General features: G+C 65.8%; 31 protein-coding genes and 1 tRNA gene. 24 read left to right on the top strand and 8 right to left on the bottom strand.

All coding sequences use genetic code 11. From position 1 onward, the window contains the following. Positions 1-8: 8 nt before the first annotated feature. On the bottom strand, positions 9-686 hold the full coding sequence (gene crp / locus HBF32_RS11650) for a cAMP-activated global transcriptional regulator CRP (protein WP_193570481.1): 678 nt from the start codon (positions 684-686) through the stop codon (positions 9-11). Positions 687-1039: 353 nt separating this feature from the next. On the opposite strand from crp, the gene speD reads away from it, so the two are divergent. Continuing rightward, complete coding sequence (gene speD, locus HBF32_RS11645; protein ID WP_036109987.1) at positions 1040-1825, top strand: adenosylmethionine decarboxylase; 786 nt, start codon at positions 1040-1042, stop codon at positions 1823-1825. Positions 1826-1915: 90 nt separating this feature from the next. Here the strand turns inward: speD and coq7 are convergent, their stop codons facing one another. After that, complete coding sequence (gene coq7, locus HBF32_RS11640; protein WP_166699780.1) at positions 1916-2557, bottom strand: 2-polyprenyl-3-methyl-6-methoxy-1,4-benzoquinone monooxygenase; 642 nt, start codon at positions 2555-2557, stop codon at positions 1916-1918. A 263-nt stretch (positions 2558-2820) separates the two neighbouring features. Here coq7 and rplM point away from each other — a divergent pair, with 263 nt between their 5' ends. The 3 genes from rplM to HBF32_RS11625 all read left to right on the top strand — a co-directional run bounded on the left by rplM (position 2821) and on the right by HBF32_RS11625 (position 3793). Further along, the gene (gene rplM / locus HBF32_RS11635) at positions 2821-3249 is read left to right on the top strand and encodes a 50S ribosomal protein L13 (RefSeq protein WP_166699779.1); all 429 of its coding nucleotides are present in this window, start codon (positions 2821-2823) and stop codon (positions 3247-3249) included. A gap of 9 nt (positions 3250-3258) precedes the next feature. Beyond that, complete coding sequence (rpsI, locus tag HBF32_RS11630; RefSeq protein WP_144916175.1) at positions 3259-3651, top strand: 30S ribosomal protein S9; 393 nt, start codon at positions 3259-3261, stop codon at positions 3649-3651. A gap of 68 nt (positions 3652-3719) precedes the next feature. Beyond that, positions 3720-3793 (top strand) — tRNA-Gln (locus HBF32_RS11625). Between the two features lie 106 nt (positions 3794-3899). Here HBF32_RS11625 and HBF32_RS11620 read toward each other — a convergent pair. Further along, positions 3900-4754 carry a LysR family transcriptional regulator gene (locus HBF32_RS11620; protein WP_166699778.1) on the bottom strand — a complete coding sequence of 285 codons (855 nt, stop codon included), beginning with the start codon at positions 4752-4754 and terminating at the stop codon, positions 3900-3902. A gap of 101 nt (positions 4755-4855) precedes the next feature. Here HBF32_RS11620 and HBF32_RS11615 point away from each other — a divergent pair, with 101 nt between their 5' ends. After that, positions 4856-5368 (top strand): lipocalin-like domain-containing protein, encoded by a 513-nt coding sequence (locus HBF32_RS11615; protein ID WP_166699777.1) that lies wholly within the window; start codon positions 4856-4858, stop codon positions 5366-5368. Between the two features lie 18 nt (positions 5369-5386). Here HBF32_RS11615 and HBF32_RS11610 read toward each other — a convergent pair whose 3' ends face one another. Continuing rightward, positions 5387-6001, bottom strand: coding sequence for a LysE family translocator (locus HBF32_RS11610; RefSeq protein WP_166699776.1), 615 nt, complete (start codon positions 5999-6001; stop codon positions 5387-5389). A 106-nt stretch (positions 6002-6107) separates the two neighbouring features. Here HBF32_RS11610 and HBF32_RS11605 point away from each other — a divergent pair, with 106 nt between their 5' ends. Then, a complete protein-coding gene (locus HBF32_RS11605) occupies positions 6108-6572 on the top strand; it encodes an Lrp/AsnC family transcriptional regulator (RefSeq protein WP_166699775.1) in 465 nt (154 codons plus the stop codon). 133 nt (positions 6573-6705) lie between these two features. After that, on the top strand, positions 6706-7758 hold the full coding sequence (locus HBF32_RS11600) for a class I SAM-dependent methyltransferase (RefSeq protein ID WP_166699774.1): 1053 nt from the start codon (positions 6706-6708) through the stop codon (positions 7756-7758). A 117-nt stretch (positions 7759-7875) separates the two neighbouring features. Here the strand turns inward: HBF32_RS11600 and HBF32_RS19725 are convergent, their stop codons facing one another. After that, entirely contained in the window at positions 7876-8448 is a 573-nt protein-coding gene (locus HBF32_RS19725; RefSeq protein ID WP_166699773.1) for a winged helix-turn-helix domain-containing protein, read from the bottom strand. Between the two features lie 137 nt (positions 8449-8585). Here HBF32_RS19725 and HBF32_RS11590 point away from each other — a divergent pair, with 137 nt between their 5' ends. The 10 genes from HBF32_RS11590 to HBF32_RS11545 all read left to right on the top strand — a co-directional run bounded on the left by HBF32_RS11590 (position 8586) and on the right by HBF32_RS11545 (position 13542). Further along, entirely contained in the window at positions 8586-9329 is a 744-nt protein-coding gene (locus tag HBF32_RS11590) for a LuxR C-terminal-related transcriptional regulator (protein WP_166699772.1), read from the top strand. 122 nt (positions 9330-9451) lie between these two features. Continuing rightward, positions 9452-10009 carry a glycoside hydrolase family 108 protein gene (locus HBF32_RS11585; RefSeq protein WP_166699771.1) on the top strand — a complete coding sequence of 186 codons (558 nt, stop codon included), beginning with the start codon at positions 9452-9454 and terminating at the stop codon, positions 10007-10009. 3 nt (positions 10010-10012) lie between these two features. After that, positions 10013-10549 carry a DUF2589 domain-containing protein gene (locus HBF32_RS11580; RefSeq protein WP_166699770.1) on the top strand — a complete coding sequence of 179 codons (537 nt, stop codon included), beginning with the start codon at positions 10013-10015 and terminating at the stop codon, positions 10547-10549. A gap of 71 nt (positions 10550-10620) precedes the next feature. Continuing rightward, a complete protein-coding gene (locus HBF32_RS11575) occupies positions 10621-11229 on the top strand; it encodes a DUF2589 domain-containing protein (RefSeq protein WP_166699769.1) in 609 nt (202 codons plus the stop codon). Positions 11230-11328: 99 nt separating this feature from the next. Next, positions 11329-11589, top strand: a complete 261-nt coding sequence (locus HBF32_RS11570) for a hypothetical protein (protein WP_166699768.1) — start codon at positions 11329-11331, stop codon at positions 11587-11589. A 7-nt stretch (positions 11590-11596) separates the two neighbouring features. Further along, the gene (locus HBF32_RS11565; RefSeq protein ID WP_166699767.1) at positions 11597-11935 is read left to right on the top strand and encodes a hypothetical protein; all 339 of its coding nucleotides are present in this window, start codon (positions 11597-11599) and stop codon (positions 11933-11935) included. Between the two features lie 3 nt (positions 11936-11938). After that, positions 11939-12331, top strand: coding sequence for a hypothetical protein (locus HBF32_RS11560; RefSeq protein WP_166699766.1), 393 nt, complete (start codon positions 11939-11941; stop codon positions 12329-12331). Between the two features lie 11 nt (positions 12332-12342). Further along, on the top strand, positions 12343-12669 hold the full coding sequence (locus HBF32_RS11555) for a hypothetical protein (RefSeq protein ID WP_166699765.1): 327 nt from the start codon (positions 12343-12345) through the stop codon (positions 12667-12669). Beyond that, positions 12669-12953, top strand: a complete 285-nt coding sequence (locus HBF32_RS11550; RefSeq protein ID WP_166699764.1) for a hypothetical protein — start codon at positions 12669-12671, stop codon at positions 12951-12953. The genes HBF32_RS11555 and HBF32_RS11550 overlap by 1 nt, the downstream gene beginning before the upstream one ends. 151 nt (positions 12954-13104) lie before the next feature. Next, positions 13105-13542 carry a hypothetical protein gene (locus HBF32_RS11545; protein ID WP_166699763.1) on the top strand — a complete coding sequence of 146 codons (438 nt, stop codon included), beginning with the start codon at positions 13105-13107 and terminating at the stop codon, positions 13540-13542. A 39-nt stretch (positions 13543-13581) separates the two neighbouring features. On the opposite strand, the gene HBF32_RS11540 is transcribed toward HBF32_RS11545, so the two are convergent. The 3 genes from HBF32_RS11540 to HBF32_RS11530 form a co-directional block, all read right to left on the bottom strand. Then, positions 13582-14529, bottom strand: a complete 948-nt coding sequence (locus HBF32_RS11540) for an MASE1 domain-containing protein (protein ID WP_166699762.1) — start codon at positions 14527-14529, stop codon at positions 13582-13584. Between the two features lie 205 nt (positions 14530-14734). Then, the gene (locus tag HBF32_RS11535; RefSeq protein WP_166699761.1) at positions 14735-15376 is read right to left on the bottom strand and encodes an NrsF family protein; all 642 of its coding nucleotides are present in this window, start codon (positions 15374-15376) and stop codon (positions 14735-14737) included. Further along, positions 15373-15969, bottom strand: coding sequence for a sigma-70 family RNA polymerase sigma factor (locus HBF32_RS11530; RefSeq protein WP_166699760.1), 597 nt, complete (start codon positions 15967-15969; stop codon positions 15373-15375). Before HBF32_RS11530 ends, HBF32_RS11535 begins: the two co-directional genes overlap by 4 nt. 231 nt (positions 15970-16200) lie before the next feature. Here HBF32_RS11530 and HBF32_RS11525 point away from each other — a divergent pair, with 231 nt between their 5' ends. The 7 genes from HBF32_RS11525 (at position 16201) to HBF32_RS11495 (ending at position 20528) form a co-directional block, all read left to right on the top strand. Beyond that, entirely contained in the window at positions 16201-16479 is a 279-nt protein-coding gene (locus HBF32_RS11525; RefSeq protein WP_166699759.1) for a BufA1 family periplasmic bufferin-type metallophore, read from the top strand. A 4-nt stretch (positions 16480-16483) separates the two neighbouring features. After that, positions 16484-17320 (top strand): MNIO family bufferin maturase, encoded by an 837-nt coding sequence (gene bufB / locus HBF32_RS11520; protein WP_166699758.1) that lies wholly within the window; start codon positions 16484-16486, stop codon positions 17318-17320. Next, positions 17317-18051 carry an HvfC/BufC N-terminal domain-containing protein gene (locus HBF32_RS11515; protein WP_166699757.1) on the top strand — a complete coding sequence of 245 codons (735 nt, stop codon included), beginning with the start codon at positions 17317-17319 and terminating at the stop codon, positions 18049-18051. The genes bufB (HBF32_RS11520) and HBF32_RS11515 overlap by 4 nt, the downstream gene beginning before the upstream one ends. Before the next feature lie 11 nt (positions 18052-18062). Beyond that, complete coding sequence (locus HBF32_RS11510; protein ID WP_166699756.1) at positions 18063-18530, top strand: DoxX family protein; 468 nt, start codon at positions 18063-18065, stop codon at positions 18528-18530. A 105-nt stretch (positions 18531-18635) separates the two neighbouring features. Continuing rightward, complete coding sequence (gene bufA2 / locus HBF32_RS11505; protein ID WP_166699755.1) at positions 18636-18899, top strand: BufA2 family periplasmic bufferin-type metallophore; 264 nt, start codon at positions 18636-18638, stop codon at positions 18897-18899. A gap of 55 nt (positions 18900-18954) precedes the next feature. Further along, positions 18955-19797 (top strand): MNIO family bufferin maturase, encoded by an 843-nt coding sequence (gene bufB, locus HBF32_RS11500; protein ID WP_166699754.1) that lies wholly within the window; start codon positions 18955-18957, stop codon positions 19795-19797. After that, complete coding sequence (locus HBF32_RS11495) at positions 19794-20528, top strand: HvfC/BufC N-terminal domain-containing protein (RefSeq protein WP_166699753.1); 735 nt, start codon at positions 19794-19796, stop codon at positions 20526-20528. The genes bufB (HBF32_RS11500) and HBF32_RS11495 overlap by 4 nt, the downstream gene beginning before the upstream one ends.

The raw sequence follows: 20528 nt of genomic DNA, 5'->3' as shown, positions 1-20528 counted from the left end.
GTCGCGCCTCAGCGGGTGCCGCGCACCACGATCGTCTTGCCGGACACGTCGATCATTCGCTCTTCCTCGAGCTGCTTGAGCACCCGGCCCACCATTTCGCGGGAGCAGCCGACGATGCGGCTCACTTCCTGGCGCGAGATGCGGATCTGGGTGCCGTCCGGATGGGTCATCGCATCCGGTTCCTGGCAGAGGTCGAGCAGGGTGCGCGAGACCCGGTTCGTCACGTCCATGAACGCCATGCGGCTGACCTGGCGCGACGTGCGCAGGAGTCGGTGGGTCAGCTGCGAGCCGATGGCGAAGAGCAACTTCGGGCATTCGGCGGCCAACGGGCCTTCCAGCAGCTGGAAGAGCCGTTCATAGCTGATTTCGGCCATTTCCACGGCCGTGCGGGTGCGCACCAGCGACTCGCGCTGCGCCTGCTCCACGAAGAGACCCATCTCGCCGATGAACTGGCCACGGTTGATGTAGGCCAGGATCAGCTCACGGCCTTCCTCGTCCTCCGTACAGACGGCAAGCGAGCCGTCCACCACGTAGTAGAGCGTGTTGGCCGGGTCGCCAGGACGGATGATCGCCGTCTTCCCCGGGTAGCGGCGGCGGTGGCAGGCATCCAGGAAGCGCCCCATCGAAGCCGGGTCGGGCGCGAAGCTCGAGGGAGCCTGCGACCGTTCGAACGCCTGTTGCAACATGTATTTGAGTTGAGCCACAGCAGATTCCGTTGAGCCTCAATGGCATGGCGTCCCCTTCGGTCGTCTGCTGACGGAATTCCGTCATGCGTCGCCGACACGCCATGTCCCTTTCCGATTATTGCAGACATCCGGGCGCCAAAATCCACCCCAATGAAAGGGGGGAGGTCCGGGCTTGTTCAAATCCTGGCCATCTTGCCCCATAATTTCACCCCCTCGGCGTCCGGACCCCTTGTCTCACGCCGTACACAAGCGCCGGGCAGGCTAGGCCCGTTCGGCGCGTTCATCTTGCGGGGACCCTTGCTGCTAACCCGCGTCTGCTGCTGGCCGCCATCCCCCGGCCTCGGAGAGTCGCTGTGGTCAAACCGCTTCCCCGCCTTCGCCTGCAGGGTTTCAACAACCTTACCAAGGCGCTGAGCTTCAACATCTACGATATCTGCTATGCCGTTTCCGAACAGCAGCGGCAGAACTACATCGAGTACATCGACGAACAGTACGATGCCGACCGCCTGACCCAGATCCTGACCGACGTGGCCGAGATCATCGGCGCGAACATCCTGAACATCGCACGCCAGGACTACGATCCGCAGGGCGCCTCCGTCACCATCCTCATTTCCGAGGAGCCGGTGGTGGAGAAGCTCGGCCGCGACACGATCTCGGGCGCCGTCGTTGCGCACATGGACAAGAGCCACATCACCGTCCATACCTACCCGGAGACGCATCCGCACAACGGCATCGCCACCTTCCGCGCGGACATCGACGTGGCTACCTGTGGCGTCATCTCGCCGCTGAAGGCCCTTAACTACCTGATCGACAGCTTCGAGTCCGACATCGTCATCGCCGATTACCGCGTGCGCGGCTTCACGCGCGACGTGAAGGGCAAGAAGCACTTCATCGACCACAAGATCAACTCCGTGCAGGACTACCTGGCGAAGCACATCCGCCAGAAGTACGAGATGTTCGATGTGAACGTATACCAGGAAAACATCTTCCACACGAAAATGCACATCAAGGACTTCGACCTCGATACCTACCTGTTCGAGGCCCAGGCCGACGATCTTTCCTTCAAGGAGCGCCAGCGCATCGAGTCGCTGCTCCGTCGCGAGATCGAGGAACTCTTCCACGGCCGCAACCTGATGTGACGAGAAGCCCCGCGAAAGCGGGGCTTCTCACATGTGGGAATGCCGTGCGGGACATCTTCCTGTGCTTCGGCGCGGCTTCGGCTTCTGCCGCTAGAGGCGGTAGGCGACGGTCTTCATCACCGCCGAGGCGGCGTGCATGAGGCCGGGCAGGGGCCATGGCAGGTCCACGCCGCCGCGGGCCTGCGCGGCCTCGGCGTGACGGATCTCGTCGGCCTGCATCTGGGTGAGGATGGCGCGGGAGCGCTCGTCCTGCGCCGGCAGGCGTTCGAGATGATCGGCAAGGTGGGCCTCCACCTGGCGCTCGGTTTCCACGACGAAGCCGAGGCTCACCGGATCGCCCACGGCCGCCGCGGCCACGCCGATGGCGTAGCTGCCCGCGTACCACAGGGGATTCAGCAGGCTGGGCCGGCTGTCGAGCTGCTTCAGGCGCTCGGCGCACCAGGCGAGATGGTCCGTTTCCTCCTGGGCCGCGTGCATCAGGTGTCCGCGCGTCTCGTCCGTCCTGGCGAGGGCGGCCTGGCCGACGTACAGGGCCTGGGCGCAGACCTCGCCCACGTGGTTGATCCGCATCAGCCCGGCCGCATGGCGTCGCTCGGCGTCGCTCAGGGCGGCATCGGGGAGGGCGTCCGCCGGCGAGCGGCGCGATGGTTCCGGCGCGCCCGCCACGGCTTCCATGGCCCGCTCCAGGCCGTCCAGCAGGCGGTCGAGGGGGCTGAGGGTGCGGACGGACATCGGAGGCTCCAGCGGGCGGGGACGACACACGTTACAATGCCCGTTGTCGCGTCCCGGGTGAAGGCGCTGCGGCCGGTTGCCGCGCCCATCCAGGATGCGACGGGCTTGTGAAGATTCCCTGCCGCCGTGCTATGATTGTCGGCCCAAAGCTCAGCACCAACGTGGGCTTGCGCGATGAGGGAAAAGTCCGCTATTCTCTCGCGCCTTTGCTTTCACCGATTCCGTGTTCCGCCTTTCGCGGCGGCAAACCAGGTATTTTCGAAATGAAAACGTTCAGCGCCAAGCCGGAGAGCGTCAAGCGCGATTGGTTCGTGATCGACGCCACGAACAAGACCCTGGGTCGTCTGTCGACCGAGGTCGCGCGCCGTCTCCGCGGCAAGCACAAGCCCGAGTTCACCCCGCACGTCGATACCGGCGATTACATCGTCGTGATCAATGCCGGCAAGGTGGCGGTCACCGGTGCGAAGCTGGACGACAAGATGTACCACCGCTTCACCGGCTACGTCGGCAACCTGAAGACCACCAGTCTGAAGGACCTGCTCGCCACGCACCCCGAGCGCGTGATCGAGATCGCCGTCAAGGGCATGCTGCCGAAGAACCCGCTGGGTCGCGCCATGTACCGCAAGCTCAAGGTGTACGGCGGCGCCGAGCACCCGCACACCGCACAGCAGCCGCAGGCGCTGGAAATCTAAGGAATCGACATGGCTACCCAGCAGAATTACGGTACCGGCCGCCGCAAGACCTCCGCCGCCCGCGTGTTCCTCCGCAAGGGCACCGGTGGCATCGTCGTCAACGGCAAGCCGCTCGACCAGTTCTTCGGTCGTGAAACCTCGCGCATGATCGTCCGTCAGCCGCTCGAGCTGACCGATAACAGCGAGAAGTTCGATATCATGGTCACCGTTGCCGGTGGCGGCATCACGGGTCAGGCCGGCGCCATCCGCCTCGGCATCGCCCGCGCCCTCGTCGAGTACGACGAAGCGCTGAAGTCGCCGCTGCGCAAGGCCGGTTTCATGACCCGCGACGCCCGCGAAGTCGAGCGTAAGAAGGTCGGTCTCCACAAGGCCCGCCGCGCTACGCAGTTCTCGAAGCGCTGATTCTGTCTTAGAGCAGGCGCTTCACACTTCGGTGCTCCAAGGTCAGAGCGCATCGAAGCCCGGTTTATTGGGAGATCGTCTAACGGTAGGACAACGGACTCTGACTCCGTTTATCTAGGTTCGAATCCTAGTCTCCCAGCCAAACCAGAAAGGCCCCGAGAAATCGGGGTCTTTTTTTTCGCCCCCTTCCTGCCACCGGGCATGTCCCATCCATCCCGGATGTCGCTCCTCTCATTCGCGACGTGGCTTCAAGCGGCCGGCGAACTTCTGAAAGCGGCCGCGAGCGTCGCCAGCGTCTGGCGCGAGCGGGGATCGCTGAGTGCGGAATGCAGGACGACCTGCTGGGTCGGCAGGGCGGGCAGCGAATGCATGTGTCCGATATCGATCGTGCCTGGCGGAGCCGCCCGTTTTGCCAGCACGGCGACAGCCCATCCCATGCTCGCGGGCACGCCGACCAGTGCGGCGCCCTTGCCGATGAAGACTTCCCTCCACGGAATACCCGCGGCATCGAGCGACTGCACGGCAGCATTGCGGATGCTGCATGTTTCGCCTTGCGTGGACAGGGGCAGGGCCTGGCCGGCGCGCGGCTCCCAGTGAGGCGAGGCCACCCAGGCGAACGATTCCTCGAACAACACCTCGCCCTGCCGGCGGTGATCGTGCGGCTGGAGCACGATGGCGGCGTCCAGCATCCCCTGGTCGTAGCTCGCCATTACCTCGCCGGAACCGGCGACGCGAAGCTCGACGATCAGATGAGGGTCGTATTGATTGAGCGACCCGAGCAGTCGCGGCATCTCGCTGCCGACCAGTTGGTGGCTGACGCCGATGGAAAGCCGCCGCGCCGTGGTCTCGAAAGAGGCCACGGCTTGCTCATGCGCCTCGAGCAACGCCCGGGCCGATTCGAAGAACCTCGCCCCCTCGGCGGAAAGGCGAACCTGGCGAGGGGTTCTTTCGAGGAGGCGCCTGCCAAGCTGCGCTTCCAGCCGGCGCAGTTTCAGGCTGATCGCGGATTGGGTGCTGCCCAGTGCGTCGGCGGCGCGGGTAAAACTCTGGAGTTCCGCGGTGAGTACGAAGGCGCGCACCGCGTCGAGATCGAGGGATTTCATGGATTCATTTCGACTTGAAATGGCTGAAATATCTGGCCATGCGTTTTCAGAATGGATACCAGCCTATACCTTGCGGAGTACCCACAGGCAAGGATCTCCCCATGAACCTATCCAAGGTGCTTTCACTCGGTGCTCTGACGTTCCTGGCGGCGCATGCCGCGAGCGCCGCCGAGACGCGCTCCGCTCCGGCCCCCGCGACGCTCGAGGGAACCTGGGCGCTGGCCTTTGCCGATGTCGTCCATCCGGACGGCACGCGAGGGCACGACTATGGCAATCCACCGAAGGGTGTCCTCCACGTGGACCGCGCCGGGCACTACGCGATGTTCATCTTCAACCCTGGCCGCTCGACATTCGCCGCGAACGACAAGAGCAAGGGCACGCCGGAGGAATACCGTGGGGCCATCATGGGCACCAGCTCGCACTACGGCACGGTGGAGATGGATCCGGCCGCCCACACGCTGACCTTCCACGTGGACGGTTCGACCTATCCGAACTGGGAAGGGGCGACCCAGGTACGTCACTACCGGGTGGATGGCGATGTCCTCAGCTACCAGGTCGCCGCCCGTCCCAACGGGGACATTCCCATGACCGGATGGCGGCGGTTGCAGCCCTAGCCTCGCGGAGGCGTCCGCTCAGGTGGTCGCGAGCTTTGCCGCGGCCACGAGGATGATGCCGCCCGATATGCCTTCGACGTAGCGTCTGCGCCGATCGCCGAATCCGGCCGGGCCGCTTCCGCCGCGAGCCAGCAGGATACTCAGGACGCTGTAGACCAGGCCGCACAGGGCAATGAAGATGGCCGACAGCACGAGTGCCTGCATGGCCGACGATCCGCCCGGCGTCATGAACTGCGGAAGGATGGCGAAGTAGATCATCATCCCCTTGGGATTGAGGACGGCGGTAAGGAAACCCTTGCCGAACTGGCGGTTGCCGCGCGGCGGCGCGAGGGCCGCCCCGCGGGGCTTCAGTGCCGATCTCAGCAGCCGGACGGCAAGGTAGGCGAGGTACGCGACCCCTGCCCACCGCAGCATGCCGAACAGCAGCGGCGAAGCCGCGATCAGTGCCGCCAGGCCGATCGCGACCAGCACCGAATGGACCACGTACCCCGCGCAGACGCCCGCCGTCGCACGGAGGCCGCCGGAGGCGTTTCCGGAAACGGCCTGGGAGGCGATGAAAAGCATGTCCGGTCCGGGCGCGCAGACGAGTGGAAGGACGGTGGCCACGAAGAGCGTCAGGAGATGCATGTTCATGGGCGAAAAGCTTATGCCGCCTTCCGCGCAATTTGGCACCTAAGATTCCATTCAAGTAAGAACAATTGGCATATCATGCCAATCAGTATTCAAAAAGGAGTCATCCATGCCGCATAAGCTGGATGCCACCGACAGGCGCATCCTTCGGGCACTCCAGGACGATGCCCGTCTGCAGAACACCGAACTCGCGCGTGTCGCCGGGCTTTCGCCGTCCCCTTGCCTGCGCCGGGTCCGCATCCTGGAGGAGGCGGGCGTCATCTCGCGTTACGTGACGATCCTCGATCCCGTCCAGGTGGGTGTCGGCATGACCTTGTTCGCCCGGGTCTGGCTGATCGCCCAGGACGCGGACACCGTCGAGCGGTTCATGGCGGCCATGCGGCTGCTTCCGCAGGTGATGGAGTGCTACGTCATGCTGGGCGAGAGCGACGCGCTGCTGCGTGTCGTCGTGGCGGACCTCGACGCCTACCGGCATTTCCAGTCGACCCATCTCACCCGCGCGAACGGAATCCAGAACGTGAAGACGGACGTTCCCAGCCAGGTGGTGAAACAGAGCTACGCGCTTCCCCTCTGAGCGGCGGCGCTATACTCCCAGGCGGCTGAGACCATCCGTCGGCAGGACGATGTCTCCGGTTCCACGCCTCGCGGCGGGCCGGAACCGTCGACGATCCGCCGCACCGAGCCCCGGGGCTCCGGAGTGCGTACTCATGTCCATCGACGAAGCGAAGCTCAACACTTTTCTGGGGAAGGCGGTCGGTGACCTCGGCGCCGCGTTCAGCGCCGTGCTGGTCCTGCTGGGCGACGAGCTCGGCCTCTACAAGGCGCTGGCGAAGGAATCGCTGACCTCCGCCGAACTGGCATCGCGTACCGGCACCAACGAACGCTACGTGCGCGAATGGCTCGGCAACCAGGCTGCCGGCGGCTACGTCGATTACGACGCGGCCTCGGGCAAGTTCCGGCTCAACGACGAACAGGCGGCGTGTCTGGCGGATCCCGCGGGCCCCGTCGATCTTTCCGGCGCCTACGAAATCGCGCTCGCGCTCTTCCACACCTATCCGCGCGTGCGCGACAACTTTCGCAGCGGTGCCGGCATGGAATGGGGCGAGCATCATCCCTGCCTGTTCCACGGTACCGAGCGGTTCTTCCGCGCGGGATACAACGCCCACCTGCTGGGCGCGTGGCTGCCGGCGCTCGACGGCGTCGTGGAGAAGCTCGGCCGCGGCGGCAAGGTGGCCGACATAGGATGCGGCCATGGTGCCAGTACGGTGCTGATGGCGAAGGCGTTCCCCACCTCCGAATTCGTGGGTTACGACTATCACGGGCCATCGATCGAGGTGGCGCGCGAGCGCGCGAAGGCGGCCGGCGTGAACAACGCGACGTTCGAGCAGGCGGACGCCTCCGGATACGAGGGCCGCGATTTCGATCTCATAACGTTCTTCGATTGCCTGCACGACATGGGCGATCCCGACGGAGCCGCCCGTCATGCAAGGCAGGCGTTGAAGGACGATGGCACCTGCATGGTCGTCGAACCCTTCGCGGGCGACGCCACGGCAGATAACCTCAATCCCGTCGGCCGCGTGTACTACGCGGCGTCTTCGATGATCTGCGTACCGGTATCGCTGGCCCGTCATGGACCCGCGCTGGGTGCGCAGGCCGGCGAGGCCCGCCTGCGCAAGCTGCTGGTCGACGCCGGCGGCTTTCGCCGTTTCCGCCGGGCCGCGGAAACGCCGTTCAACATCGTGCTCGAGGCGCGCCCATGAACGCACGGCCACCCGGGATTGGCGACGAGCCGCCGGTTCTTTCGGCGGATGCGATCGTCGATTTCGTCAGACGCAATGAGCTCACGGCGAACGGAACGAGCTACCTTAAGATTCCTCTCAATACGGTGTAGTGATCCTCCCGCTCGCCGCGACCGGGAAGGCCAGGGGATCCGGTCTGACCTGGGCATGGGTGGAACATCGTGTCCGCAACTCGATGGCCTCATCGAAATACTCGGCGGCAACGTCGATCCGTCCCATGCGCAGGAGGACGCGACCCATGGCATCCATGGCGCGGGCGAGTTCGAGCAGATGGTCAAGGGGTGCGAGCCACGCGTTACGGCCGGGCGGCCGATCCCTCAGGAAGACGACGGGTGCGAGGAGGCGATAGCCCCGTTTGCGTATGGTCGCAATGTAATATGGCGATCGCGCGTCGTCGCCCAGCGCCCGCCGTAGCATGGCGATGGTCTTGTGGACCGGGTTGTCGCCGTAGAAGTCACCGGCCCAGCATCGATCGAGGAGCTGGTCGATGCCGACGACGTCGCCGGGTCGCTCGGCAAGACACACCAGCACGTCGAGAAGTTTCGGCTCGAGCCGGATGCGCTCGCCATGCCGTTCGATGACTCCCAATGCGGGACGGACCGTCCAGTCGCCTAACCTAAAAACAGCCGCGTACATCCTTCGTCGCTTCATGTCGCGTGTGTCGACATATAGCCTCGACACCAATCTCCTGTACAAACAAATTAAGACGAAAACCGTAAGGTTTCCGGAAGGACATATCGGCATATGGCAGAGGACGCTTGTAGGCGTCCCCCCACATGGATTGTTATATGTCTAATCTGAACTTTGCAGGCCAGAAATCGGATCACGCCGTCCCTGCCGCGTGCGACAACCGGTCGAGGCTACCCGCGGGCTCGGGGCCGGGCGGGCGTCTGAAGATCGTCCTGGCGGACGAACATGCGCTCATGCGCGAAGGTCTCGCGGCCCTTCTCGGCGCGCATGGCGAAGTGGGCATCAGCGGAAGCACGGGCGATGGGAGGGAGTGTGTCCGCCTCGTTCTTCGCGAAGAACCCGACTTGCTCATCTTCGACAACCTGATGGGCGGATTCAACGGCGTGGAAGTGGTGCGTCGCGTCGCTGCGCATCGGCCGCGGACCAGGATGCTGTGTCTCGCGGCGCAGGACGACATACGTTTCGTCCGTGAGTTCTTCGACGCCGGGGTGCACGGCTATCTGGCGAAGCGCAGCGCCTTCGCGATGCTTCTGGAAGCGATCGAACACGTCTTCCGCAGCGGCTATTACGTAAGCCCGGATGTCGCCCACGTGCTGGTCGAGGGATTCCGGTCGCGTCATGCATCGACGGACGGCCAGCCGGCGCTCACGTCGCGCGAGCGCGAGGTCGCACGCCTTTATGCCGAGGGACTCGGCACGCGCGACATCGCCGATCGCCTCAGCGTGAGCATGAAGACGATCGCCACGCACCGCGAGCATGTCATGGAGAAGATCGGCGCGCAAAGCATCGCGCAACTGACCCGTTATGCCATCCGCCAGGGGCTGGTGCCCCTGGACGACTGAGCGATGCCGCATCCGCGCACGTCGCATGGACGAATCGGTCCGCGTCCGATTTCGGTTCCGCGTGGGTTTGGAGAAAGTACGTCCAACGGCGAGCCCATCGCAGAACCGAGAGACACGACGTCATGGCCGATTTCAATCTCTTCGCACCGATCCTCTTCAGGCACGAAGGAGGTTTCGTCGACGACCCGGTCGATCCGGGCGGTGCCACGAATCGCGGCATTACCCATGCCACGTTCATGCGTTGTGCGCGGAAGCTGCTGGGCATCGAGCCCACCCTGGAAGCACTGCGTAACCTCACGGAAATGCAGGCGGCCACGATCTACAAGGCGCTGTACTGGGACGCGATACGCGGCGACGAAATGCCGTTCCAGCACATCGCCAACATCGTCTGCGACTTCCAGGTCAACGCCGGTGCCGTTTCCTCGCGACTGCTCCAGAGCGTGCTCAACGAACTCGGTACCGGGCGCCACCTGTATGTGGACGGCGTCGTCGGCGCGAGAACCCTGGCGGCATTGCGCGGCGCCGATCCGGCGAAGGTGCATGCGCTTTTCCAGGATGGCCGGCGCGACTACTACCGCCGCCTCGTGGCCAGGCGGCCACCGCTCGGAAAGTTCCTCCGCGGATGGTTGCGCCGGGTCGATTCCTTCGAGCCTGCGGCGGCCGGCACCCGGAGGGCATGACCGATGTCGACGCAGACACCCCTTCCCGGACTCATCGAGGCCATGGCCGGCGCGGTGATCGACGCGCAGGAGCGTATCGAGAAACGCCAGCTGGCCTATCTCGGCGAATACTTCGACGAGCACAACCGGCCGAAGAGCATCGTCATACGCATGCCCTCGATGCGGCCGGGCGCCACCGAAGACGACGAGGATCTCTACCGTGCCCCGCTGCTGCCGCTCGTGTCCACCAGCTTCCTTCGCGTCAAGGACGTGGAGATCAGTTTCGATGCCGACCTGGGCAACCTTGTCGAACCGGCACCCGACGATACGCCGGGAGATGGCCCCATGAAGAAGGCGCGGCCCTGGGGGCGGCGCGGCGAAAGCAACGCGCCGGTCGTGCAGGTCGACACCTCCATGAAAGCCGGCAAAGGCAAGTCCGGCGCCGTTCACGTCGTGCTTCGGGTGGAGGGCGCCGAGCCCACCGAAGGCGCGGCACGTCTCATGAACCACCTGGCACAGACCCAGGGTGTGTTCCGCACGTTCAGGCATGACGACGACTGAGTCGCGCCATGCCGAACCGTGCCGCGTCTCTTGCGCGGCATGTCCCGATCCGTATGTAAAGGAGTTACATCATGACCGGACTCGTCAACATGGCCCAGCAGTTCCAGGGCCTTCCCATGGGCGATCTCATCGGCGCCCCCCTCGGTGCAGCCTGCGATGCGCAGGTGAAGCTGGCCCAGGCAACCGCGGACTTCATCAAGACGGTGGGCTTCCAGCAGTCGGAGGACGGCTCGACCGAGGAAACCCGCACCGCCGCGTTCCGCTTCACGCGTCCGGTGATCAATGCCGACGGCACGACGGGCGAGGAAGAGGTGTCCATGGAGGTTCCGCTGCTGTCGATCGTCAAGGTGCCCAACCTCGGCGTGAGCACGGTGGACATCACCTTCGACATGGAAGTGAAGTCGTCCTTCTCCCAGCAGGAGTCCAAGGACAACAAGATGGAGTACGACGTCGAGACCGGCCTGAAGATCGGCCCGTTCTCGATGAACGCCCGCATTGCCGGCTCGGTGTCCTCGCACATGCAGAACACGCGCAGTTCCGATAACTCGGCGAAGTACCACGTCAACGTGAAGGCCGAAGACAAGGGCATGCCGGAAGGCCTGGCCCGCGTCATGGACATCATGCAGACCGCGTGCGAGCCGCGAGTGCGTCCGCTGCCGCAGCCGGAAACCGTTGTGTAAGGTTCGACTGCGATAAACCCCCTCCCCAAGCGCCGCGCATCCACGCGGCGGGCCGTGGCGCCAGGACGGCGCCACGGCCCATCGAACCAAGGAGTCCCCATGTTCGATCTCACCGATGTGAAGTACGTCAAACGCATCGTTGTCGGAAGCAACAACCCCGCGCAGATGAGCACCGAGGAACAGGTGGACGAGGCGAGGGCGCTGCTCAACCGCTGCCTCAGCGATTCTCCCAAGGGCAAGATCGTCGGCCTCGAAAAGAGCTTCACCATCTTGCAGATCGGCGAGCACCAGGTGGTGCTGCAATGGATCTGCTACCACGTGGGTTTCCAGCGCAAGCCCTCGTGGCTTGGCGACGCGTGAGGCCGGCATGGCCAGGCATCTGTTGAGCGATGTCCTCGCGTCCTTGCGGCGAAGCGCCCGTCTCGCCGAGGACAACCTGCGTCGCCGCAAGGCGGGGCGACCGGCCGCTTCCGCGCAACCGAGGCTCGCGGAACTGGCGATCGAGTTCGATTGCCGCATGACGCCACGCTGGAACGAACGCCGGCGCTGCGCCGACACGCTGCTGCACATGGGGCGTGGATTCATTCCGTGGCTCGACCGCCGTCCCGTGCATCGTGTCCGCATTGTCTGCCACCCGGGTAACGGCTGGCATCCCGCCGTGCAGGTGGATGGCCGGCTCATCACTACCGAACAGGAAAGGAACTGATCCATGTCGTGCTTCTACCGTAAATCCGTTCTCGTCGCGGGCCTGCTTTGCTTCCCTGGCAGCGCCGCCTTCGCCGCTCCGCCGAGCCTCTGGGCCGGCGTGGTGGCCGCCGAAGACGGCAGGCCCACCCGTGTGGTCGCCACGATCGACGGGGAAAAGATCTCGCTGCGCTTCGGCGAACCGGCCAACTGTTCCATCGTCGCGGGCCTGCTCCAGGTCGCGAAGGGTGCGACCGTCTACAGGTTCTCGGTGCCGCAGAACGGTGGCGGCTTCTGCGAGCGCCTCTATCCCGGCGAACTGTCCGTCGTGCGCGACACGGACGACTCGGTCGACGTGGTGTTTCGCCGCCAGAAGATTCCCTGGTCCGGCGTGCTTCACCGTGCCATCGATCCATGAGGAGCCAGGTCATGAGCAAAGAAGAAATCGCGGGACTATGGCTGCTTCTCGCAGCGGTTGGCGGTGCCATCATGCCCGTCGCGTTATACACGGGCGGATCGCAGGGGCCTGCGGTGGTGCGGGTGGTCTGCGGCACGTTTATCGCCGTATTCCTCTCGCCCGCCATCGGGAAGCGCTACATGCTGGACGCCGATCTCGATGTACAGGCCGCCGTGTCGTTCCTGGTGGGCTGCTTCGGCCTCAATGTAACGATCCTCGCGCAGAAGGCCATCGCCACGTTTGGGGAAGACGTGGCGAAGCGATTTCTTGCGGGCATTTTCAAGGGAGTGGAAAAGTGATGCATACATTGGTCTTGGTGAATCTCGGCGCGTGCTGCCTCATCGCGTTCAGCACCCTCTGGCTGGTCACCGACCAGTCGAAGGGGCGCCTGGTGCGCTTTTGCCTTGCGTTGATCATGTGCGGGGCCATGGTCAACGTGCTCGCACTGTGGACCGCATTCAACCGGGTGCACGCCAGTCATCCGGTGACCTGGCCGACCGAGGCGGTCCTGAACCTCGGGGAGGCCATGCTTCTTGCCTGCTGGGCCCTGGAACGCCGGCGCCACTTGCCTTTCATGAAATGACGATCTATGCGCGAATTCGGCAGGTGATCCGGTATTGGCAGGATTCGTGCGGGAAAGTGGCGTCGTCCGGTTGTGCATCCATCACGGCCGGCCGCGCGATCTGACGCCGCCAGAGCGCAGACTGCATTCACCAACCACGAGGACCACCACCATGCGTAATCCGAACCGCACCCTGCTCGTCACGCTCGTCACGCTCGCTCTCGGCATCGGTGCCGCGCAAGCGCAGACCGCCATCACCGGACTGGGCCAGTCGTGGCCCAACGCCACCGACGTGAGCACCAACCCGAACTACCATGTCTACGTGTTCGAGCGCGGCGGCACGCGGTACATCCAGGTCAACGATGCCAGTGGCGCGGTGCGCGGTGCGTTTGCCCGCACGCCGTACAAACTGAGTGGCCTGCCCATCGGTAGCGACGAGCTCGCCACGCCCGACGAACGCTTGCCGGCCCCCGCCAGTACGGCGGTCGAATCGGTTTACGACGACGGCGCGGTGCAGTTGTTTGTCGCACGTCAGGCCGACGGCACGGCGCGACTGATGCTGGTTCCGGCCGATTGCAAGAACGACCCGGTCGAATGCACGGGACGGTAATGTCGTGAGAACACCCGTCGTTGGGGAGGGACAGCCTCCTCAGCGACGGCGTCCATGCAGGGGCAGTTCGCGGGCCGCGAGGACGTGCAGCGCGGCCTGCCGCCGGGCGACGCGAACGCCGAACAGGAGCGACGTCGTGATGATGAAGGCGAGGATGGCCTGCGCCTGGATCATCGCGGGATCCTTTACCGCGAACGCCGTCGACGCGATGGCGATGCTCGCGAGCAGGGAGGCGATGGAAGCGCCATGCCAGCCATGCCGCAGTGCCATCGCGATCACCGGCAATCCCATGGCCACGCGGGCACATTGCAGCGCGCCGTCGCTCGTGAACGACGTGAGGACGGTGAGCAACGCCAGCGAAGGCAGGGCGATGACGACCGTATCGCGAAGCAATGGGCTATGCCTGACGGCATGCCATGTGACGACACCGTTCGGCTGGGCCGTCAGGCGCTCGCGCAGCCCGATGATCGTGGGAACCAGGCTCAGCGCGCCGAGATAGGCGCCGAGGAACCAGACGAGGAAGATCGGCAGCGTGATGGCGGGACCGGGCGAACCGTCGCTCATGACCATCGTCGTCAGCACCGCCGAGTTCTCGGCGGAAGTGACCGCCGCGCAGAGGAGGGCGACGGCGACGATCAGGCTCATGTTGATCTGCCCGTCGTCCAGCACCAGCGGCGCACGACGGCGCATCCAGGCCACGACGGGCATGCAGAAGACGATGGGTGGCACGGAGGCGGCCAGCGACCACGCGAGGCCGAAGACGGAAACATGGAGGAAGGCCATTTCGGCCACGGGCAGTGCCTCGCCCACGGCCAGGGCCGGCCAGAACCGCCTCGGGACAAGAAGGAGACAGCCCAGGCGAAGCCCGGCAGGCAGCATCCAATGGGAGAACGAAAAGTAGCGGGTCAGCTCGTAGCAGGCGGCATACGCCCCCGCCACGGCAAGGTAGCGCCCCCAGACCAACGGATCCCTGTTCGTTCTGCCCACGTTTCGGCCCCCTCTGTCCTGCGTCCCAAGCTGATTGGCCAGCGATGACGAGGCACTTCATCCACTGGCACCGATGGTGGAGGCCTGGGTGGTACCCAGAATGCCCCGACCGCGTGTGTAGTCTGAAGGTATAGCGACCGCTCCGCCATCGACTGAATGGCGTTTTGGAGGATTTGCCGAATAAGCGCCCGGATTTTCCTTCCGCTTACCAACGCAAGGCGCGTGGGCCGACCACGACGCCGAGGGCGGCGGGGATGAGCATGCCCAGCAGGTACCACGTGGACCAGAACGGCGGCGCCATTTCCGGGCAGTGCAGGCAGTAGGCCACCGTGCCCGTGGCGCCCGACAGAAGGCCGACCGCCGCGCCGGCCAGCCGCGGCCGCACCGGCGCCATCCCGCGGACGGCCCACAGCATGGCCACGAAGGCCGGCATGGCCAGGGTGGCGATGAGGAGGGGGCAGACACGCCAGGTATGGCCCAGGATCAGCGGCAGGTGGGTGCCCGGCGCCGCATGGGCCAGGACCCAGCCCATGGCCACCCAGCCCACCGCCACCGGTACGGCCAGCACCGCCCATGCCCCGCCGACGCGCACACCCGGCCGGGCGAGCCGCGAGGTGACCCAGAGGGCCGCGGCCGCGATGGCGCTGGCATAGCCCAGCCGGAACCAGAAGGTCGGCATGGTCATGGCGTTCTCGATGTCCGGCCGGACCCCCAGCAACAGCACCATCAGCAGCAGGGCCGCCACGAAACCGGTCACCCAGGCGAGGGCGAAGCGGCGAACGGGGGCACGGCGGTCCACCGGGGGCGCCTGCGTCGCGAGCATCGCGATGAGGTCGTCGGTCTTCATGACTGCCCCCGGATCCGCACGGCCAGCGCCTTCAGGCCCCGGTGCACGCCGACCTTCACCGCCGATTCCGACATGCCGCAGCGTTGCGCGGCCTCGGCCACGGACAACCCCTCCAGCTTCACGAGCTGGATCGGCAGGCGGTGGCGGTCGGGCAGGGCCTCGAGCAACATGCCGACATCGCGTCGCGCGTCCGTCGGTTCGACATCGGATGCGACGAACAGGCCGCCGTCATCCTCGAAAGGGTCGTGCAATGCCTCGCGGCGCGAATGGGCTCGGAAGAAATCCATCAACTTGTAGCGGGCGATCGCATGGACCCAGGCGGTGAGCGGCTGCTCCGTACGATACGTGTGCCGCGCATTATGCACGGCCAGCAGGGTTTCCTGCAGGATATCCTCGACATCCGCCTGCGCGCGGGGCAGGCGCCGGCGGAGATAGGCGCGCAGGTGGCCCGAGAGGCCGTCGAGGAAGTCGCGGTAGCGCGTCGCGTCGCCGGCGAGGCCGGCAATGAAACACGCGCGCATTTCCACCTCGGCGGGCGATCGACCCACCAGGTGTCCTTCCGCGACCTCCGCGCTGACCTGCCGATTTTTCATCGGGAGGGATTTAGCCTTGCTGGGTCCGACATCGCAATAACCTGGACGTATGGGAACGTGCCGCGATGCCGGTAACACCAGGAACCATGGCGACGCTTGGATGTTCATGCGCTCTGGTTCGTCCGGGCGTACCGTCCGGTTACACCAGCGCTCCTGTAACCAGACCGGCTCGGCCGACGAACCCTTTCACGACCCGGACTTCCCGTCCGCCATCCGCGAAGGAGCCACCCTATGAACCGTCACGCCGCCACGCTCGCCCTTACCCTTGCCGCCCTGGTCGGCGGTGTCGCCCACGCCGGCGAAGCGCAGGGCGCCGCGAAGCCCGCCATGGAGAAATGCTGGGGCGTCGCCAAGGCGGGCCAGAACGATTGCGCCGCCGGCCCCGGCACCACCTGCGCCGGCACGGCGAAGGCCGATTACCAGAAGAATGCGTGGAAGCTGGTTCCGGCCGGCACCTGCACCTCGATCAAGACGCCCCACGGCAACGGCTCGCTGACGAAAGCAGGCTGACGCCGTGCGCGGACCGCTCGCCGCCGGCCTGAGCTTCAAACCGCAGCACATCGACGGCGCGCTGGAGTGTGCGTCGGCGGGGCTGTGGTTCGAGGTTCATCCGGAGAACTACCTGGCCGAGGGCGGTCCGCATCCGGCCATGCTGGATGCGCTGGCGGAGCGACATCCCGTGTCGCTCCATGGCGTATCGCTTTCGCTGGCCGCCGCGGCGCCACCCGATCCGGCGCACCTGCGCCGGTTGCGCCGGCTCGTCGACCGCGTGAAACCCGTGCTGGTATCCGAACACCTTGCATGGTCGGCATGGGGTGGGGCCTATCTCCCGGACCTCCTCCCGTTCCCCCGCAGCCATGAAGCGCTCGCCCGCGTCGTGGAAAATGTGCAGCGCAGCCAGGACGCGCTCGGGCGGAAGCTTTCGCTGGAAAATCCTTCCCATTACCTTTCGCTCGAGGGGCACGACTGGAGCGAAACCGACTTTCTTGCGGAGCTGGTGCGCCGAAGCGGCTGCGGCCTGCTCCTCGACATCAACAACGTCCACGTGAGCGCGCACAACCTCGGTGTCGATGCGCGCGCCTACCTGGACCGTTTCCCGCTGCGTTCGGTCACGGAGATCCACCTCGCGGGTCATGGCGTCGACGACGGCGTGGCCGGCGGCCTGCTGGTGGACTCGCACGATGCCCCGGTCGCCGAACCGGTGTGGGAACTGTACCGCTACGTCCTGGCACTCGACGGTCCGCGCCCGACGCTCATCGAGCGGGACGGCAACGTGCCGCCGTTCGAGACGCTGCATGAGGAATGCCTCCGCGCGAACGCCCTGCTCGCCGAATGCCGGATGGCGGCATGAGCGGCCTTGCATCGTTCCAGCGGGATTTCGCCGGTGCCCTGTTCGACGAGACGTCGCTTTTCGGCCCGGCCGGCAGGCCCGCCTTCGCGATCTATCGCAATACCGTGATGCGGGCGTGCCTCGACGCGCTGGAAGCCAATTTCCCGGCCGTGGCATGCCTCGTCGGGCGCGACTGGTTCCGCGCCGCCGCCGCGGTGCATGTCGCGGACGAGCCGCCTCGCGACGCGCGGCTCGCCACGTACGGCGAAGCGTTCCCGGCTTTCCTTGCCGGTTTCGAGCCGGCCGCCGCGCTGCCATACCTTGCCGACGTCGCCCGTCTCGATCGCCTGTGGTCGGAAAGCCTTCACGCCGCCGACGCCACCGCGCTCGGGACAAGGCACCTCGCGTCGCTCGCTCCCCAGGCGCTCGCCGGCATGCGCCCGCGGCTCCATCCCGCGACACGCGGGTTCGCCTCGGCGTTGCCCGCGCGCACCATCTGGCAAGCCAGTCGCCAGGGCGAGCCGGTCGACGACGCCCTTGCCTGGGATCCCGAATACGCTGTCGTGGTACGCGTGGGGCACGACGTCCGCGTCCTGCCCGCGGGGGCGGCGGATATCGCACTGCTCGAAGCATGCGAAGCGGGCGCGACGCTCGGGGAAGCGACGCTCGCGGTGGCGGAAGCGCATCCCGATGCACGCATCGACCTCATTCTTTCCGGGCTCCTCCAGTCCGGCGCATTCGCCACGTCATGAAGGAGCCCGCCATGGCATCCACCGTTGTCACGACCTCACGTCCCACCTTGCGCAGCCGCTGGAACGCATTCGCCGGAAGTCTCGAGCGATGGATCGGCCACGACCTGCTCGCACTGGCGGGACGACTGTCCATCGCCGCCATCTTCTTCCAGTCCGGCCGCACGAAGGTGGAAGGGTTCCTCACCGTCACCGAGGGAACCTACGAACTGTTCCGCACCGAATACCGCCTGCCGCTGGTTCCGCCGGAGATCGCGGCCCATATGTCGGCCAGCGTGGAGACCTTCGTCCCGATCCTGCTGGTGCTGGGTCTGGCCACGCGCTTCTCGGCGTTCGTGCTGCTCGGCATGACCACCATCATCGAGATCTTCGTCTATCCCGACGCATGGCCCACCCACCTTTCCTGGGCCGCGATCCTCCTCTACCTCATCGGCCGGGGCGGCGGGCGTCTTTCGCTCGACCGGCTCTTCGGTATCCGTTGATCGAAAAAACAGTGGAGGAGAGGGTATCCTCCTGTAACCGGCCGGCCCGGCCCGGCGAACCTGACAATGCCATTCCGGCAAATCATCCTGTCACGGAGAACGAACATGCATACCGCCACCCATAGCATCGCCGCCGCCGCCGCCATCTTTGCCGTTTCGGTCGCCGCGATCTCGGCCCCGGCCCAGGCCGCTGAGCAGGGCGCCGCGAAGACGGTGCATTGCTACGGCATCAACACCTGCAAGGGCACGTCCGACTGCAAGTCGGCCCACAACTCGTGCAAGGGCATGAACAGCTGCAAGGGCCAGGGCTTCAAGGCAGTCTCCGCGAAGGAATGCAAGGCCCAGGGCGGCAGCGAGACCGAAAAGTAAGTCCCGTGGCCCGGTTGCCCCCTGGGGCGGCCGGGTCGTTTGCCTGGAGCGACGCATGTCCCACCCTGTACCGACACCGTTGTCCGGCTTTGGGCTAGGCCTGCGCATCCCGCATTACGACGATTTCCTCGAAGCGGCGCAGCCCGTCGATTTCCTCGAGGTCATCTCCGAGAATTTCATGGTCGACGGCGGCAAGCCGCTCGACGTGCTCGCCGGTATTCGCGAGCGTTATCCCGTGGCCCTGCATGGCGTCTCGATGAACATCGGTTCGAGCGACGGCGTCGATGCGGATTACCTTGCCCGGCTGCGCCGTCTGGCGGACCGTATCGAGCCGCTGTGGGTGTCGGACCACCTCTGCTGGACGGGCGTGGAAGGATTCAATTCACACGACCTGCTGCCGCTGCCCTACACGGAGGAGGCGCTCGATCTCGTCGCGTCCAACGTGCATGCCGCACAGGATGCCCTCGGGCGGCCGCTGGTGCTGGAGAATCCGTCCACGTACCTCGCGTTTCCGGACGCGGCCATGAGCGAGGCGGCCTTCCTCGCCGAACTGTGCGCCCGCACCGGCTGCTACCTCCTGCTCGACGTGAACAACATCTACGTCAGTGCGACGAACCACGGCTTCGACCCCGACGACTGGATGCGGCACCTGCCCCTCGACCGCGTGTTGCAGCTCCACCTTGCCGGGCACAGCCAGGGGCGCGACATGCTGATCGATACGCACGATTCGCCCGTATGCGATCCGGTGTGGGATCTCTACGCACGCTTCGCCGAACGCCTGGGCGACGTCGCGGTGATGATCGAACGCGACGATCACATTCCGCCGCTTGCGGACCTGCTGGCCGAGCTCGCGCATGCGCGCTCCCTTGCACGCGACTCGCGTCCCCGCGCCGCATGAACCTCAGGGAACGACAGCGTGTCTTCGCCGTCTCGCTCGCGACGGGCGCCGTCCCCTTGGGCGTCGATGCGCGCGGCATGGCCGTCTATGCGAACAACTATCGCGCGCAGCTTCTCGCCTGCCTGCGCGATACCTACGAGAAGACGGTGCTCTGGCTCGGCGACGATGCCTTCGATGCCAATGCGTCGCGCTACATCGACCGTCATACGCCGTCGTCGTGGACCCTGGACGCGTACGGCGAACAATTCGTCCAGTGGCTGGAGAACGCCTATCCCGCGGATGTCGAGGTGGGTGAACTGGCCTGGCTGGACTGGCACCTGCGCCGTGCGTTCTCGGGTGCCGACGCGCAACCCATGGAAGTCCGCGACCTCGTCGCCGACGATTGGGACCGTGTGGAGATCGAGTTCGTCCCGACGCTGCGCTTCCGCCCCATGCTCAGCAACGCGGTCGCCATCTGGCGCGCCCTGGCCGACGAGACACCGCCGCCGCCGGTGGTGATCGTCGATGCCGGCGTCGGCGCCCGGGTATGGCGGCAGGGCCTGTCGCCACGCTTCGCCAGCATGACCGCCGACGAATCCACCTGCCTGGACCTCGCCCTTGCCGGCGCCAGCTTCGGCGAGATCTGCGCCAGCCTCGAGCGCACGCACGACGAGGAGCAGACCGCCCGCATCGCCGGCGGCTGCCTCGGTGCCTGGACCGCCGAAGGGATGATCCGTCAACTCCGGCGGTAG

This window comes from Luteibacter yeojuensis (assembly GCF_011742875.1).
Taxonomy (GTDB): domain Bacteria; phylum Pseudomonadota; class Gammaproteobacteria; order Xanthomonadales; family Rhodanobacteraceae; genus Luteibacter; species Luteibacter yeojuensis.
This window is presented reverse-complemented; position numbering and strand designations above follow the sequence as displayed.

Excerpts from the sequence above, each read along its gene's own strand:
- crp (WP_193570481.1), bottom strand. The coding sequence starts at position 686 with ATGTTGCAACAGGCGTTCGAACGGTCGCAGGCTCCCTCGAGCTTCGCG.
- coq7 (WP_166699780.1), bottom strand. The coding sequence starts at position 2,557 with ATGTCCGTCCGCACCCTCAGCCCCCTCGACCGCCTGCTGGACGGCCTG.
- rplM (WP_166699779.1), top strand. The coding sequence starts at position 2,821 with ATGAAAACGTTCAGCGCCAAGCCGGAGAGCGTCAAGCGCGATTGGTTC.
- rpsI (WP_144916175.1), top strand. The coding sequence starts at position 3,259 with ATGGCTACCCAGCAGAATTACGGTACCGGCCGCCGCAAGACCTCCGCC.
- HBF32_RS11620 (WP_166699778.1), bottom strand. The coding sequence starts at position 4,754 with ATGAAATCCCTCGATCTCGACGCGGTGCGCGCCTTCGTACTCACCGCG.
- HBF32_RS11615 (WP_166699777.1), top strand. The coding sequence starts at position 4,856 with ATGAACCTATCCAAGGTGCTTTCACTCGGTGCTCTGACGTTCCTGGCG.
- HBF32_RS11610 (WP_166699776.1), bottom strand. The coding sequence starts at position 6,001 with ATGAACATGCATCTCCTGACGCTCTTCGTGGCCACCGTCCTTCCACTC.
- HBF32_RS11605 (WP_166699775.1), top strand. The coding sequence starts at position 6,108 with ATGCCGCATAAGCTGGATGCCACCGACAGGCGCATCCTTCGGGCACTC.
- HBF32_RS11600 (WP_166699774.1), top strand. The coding sequence starts at position 6,706 with ATGTCCATCGACGAAGCGAAGCTCAACACTTTTCTGGGGAAGGCGGTC.
- HBF32_RS19725 (WP_166699773.1), bottom strand. The coding sequence starts at position 8,448 with ATGAAGCGACGAAGGATGTACGCGGCTGTTTTTAGGTTAGGCGACTGG.
- HBF32_RS11590 (WP_166699772.1), top strand. The coding sequence starts at position 8,586 with ATGTCTAATCTGAACTTTGCAGGCCAGAAATCGGATCACGCCGTCCCT.
- HBF32_RS11585 (WP_166699771.1), top strand. The coding sequence starts at position 9,452 with ATGGCCGATTTCAATCTCTTCGCACCGATCCTCTTCAGGCACGAAGGA.
- HBF32_RS11580 (WP_166699770.1), top strand. The coding sequence starts at position 10,013 with ATGTCGACGCAGACACCCCTTCCCGGACTCATCGAGGCCATGGCCGGC.
- HBF32_RS11575 (WP_166699769.1), top strand. The coding sequence starts at position 10,621 with ATGACCGGACTCGTCAACATGGCCCAGCAGTTCCAGGGCCTTCCCATG.
- HBF32_RS11570 (WP_166699768.1), top strand. The coding sequence starts at position 11,329 with ATGTTCGATCTCACCGATGTGAAGTACGTCAAACGCATCGTTGTCGGA.
- HBF32_RS11565 (WP_166699767.1), top strand. The coding sequence starts at position 11,597 with ATGGCCAGGCATCTGTTGAGCGATGTCCTCGCGTCCTTGCGGCGAAGC.
- HBF32_RS11560 (WP_166699766.1), top strand. The coding sequence starts at position 11,939 with ATGTCGTGCTTCTACCGTAAATCCGTTCTCGTCGCGGGCCTGCTTTGC.
- HBF32_RS11555 (WP_166699765.1), top strand. The coding sequence starts at position 12,343 with ATGAGCAAAGAAGAAATCGCGGGACTATGGCTGCTTCTCGCAGCGGTT.
- HBF32_RS11550 (WP_166699764.1), top strand. The coding sequence starts at position 12,669 with ATGCATACATTGGTCTTGGTGAATCTCGGCGCGTGCTGCCTCATCGCG.
- HBF32_RS11545 (WP_166699763.1), top strand. The coding sequence starts at position 13,105 with ATGCGTAATCCGAACCGCACCCTGCTCGTCACGCTCGTCACGCTCGCT.
- HBF32_RS11535 (WP_166699761.1), bottom strand. The coding sequence starts at position 15,376 with ATGAAGACCGACGACCTCATCGCGATGCTCGCGACGCAGGCGCCCCCG.
- HBF32_RS11530 (WP_166699760.1), bottom strand. The coding sequence starts at position 15,969 with ATGAAAAATCGGCAGGTCAGCGCGGAGGTCGCGGAAGGACACCTGGTG.
- HBF32_RS11525 (WP_166699759.1), top strand. The coding sequence starts at position 16,201 with ATGAACCGTCACGCCGCCACGCTCGCCCTTACCCTTGCCGCCCTGGTC.
- HBF32_RS11515 (WP_166699757.1), top strand. The coding sequence starts at position 17,317 with ATGAGCGGCCTTGCATCGTTCCAGCGGGATTTCGCCGGTGCCCTGTTC.
- HBF32_RS11510 (WP_166699756.1), top strand. The coding sequence starts at position 18,063 with ATGGCATCCACCGTTGTCACGACCTCACGTCCCACCTTGCGCAGCCGC.
- bufA2 (WP_166699755.1), top strand. The coding sequence starts at position 18,636 with ATGCATACCGCCACCCATAGCATCGCCGCCGCCGCCGCCATCTTTGCC.
- bufB (WP_166699754.1), top strand. The coding sequence starts at position 18,955 with ATGTCCCACCCTGTACCGACACCGTTGTCCGGCTTTGGGCTAGGCCTG.
- HBF32_RS11495 (WP_166699753.1), top strand. The coding sequence starts at position 19,794 with ATGAACCTCAGGGAACGACAGCGTGTCTTCGCCGTCTCGCTCGCGACG.